This is a genomic window from Bartonella queenslandensis AUST/NH15 (assembly GCF_000312585.1).
GTDB lineage: Bacteria > Pseudomonadota > Alphaproteobacteria > Rhizobiales > Rhizobiaceae > Bartonella > Bartonella queenslandensis_A.
The window spans coordinates 1-381 of sequence record NZ_HE998525.1 but is presented as its reverse complement, the minus strand read 5'-3'; the positions used below and the strand labels follow the sequence as shown (position 1 = coordinate 381).

Here is a 381-nt window from a genome sequence, read left to right as displayed (position 1 = left end):
TCGCGTATCCTAATGAAACTATCACTAAAGATGATATCTTTTATTATGTTTATGGAATTTTGCATTCAAAAGATTACCGTGCTCGTTATGCTGATAACCTCTCTAAAGAATTGCCTCGTATCCCTTGTGTTAAAAGCGCTGATGATTTTTGGAAGTTTGTGACAGCAGGGCGTGAACTCGGGCATTTGCACGCGAATTATGAAGACGTGGAACCTTATCCCGTGACCTTTAAAAAAGGTAATCCAAAACAGACAGAGATCTCTAATCCTGAAAAATTCTATTATGTGACTGAAATGAAATTCGCAAAAGCAGGTAAAGAGAAAGATAAATCGACGGTTATTTACAATAGTAATATCATCATGACAGATATCCCTCTTGAAT

Annotated in this window: 1 protein-coding gene; it reads left to right on the top strand. The window is 36.5% G+C overall.

Annotated elements, in window-relative coordinates:
- Window positions 1–381 (top strand): type ISP restriction/modification enzyme (locus BN338_RS10725; protein WP_039762788.1); only part of this gene is annotated, 381 nt, incomplete at both ends.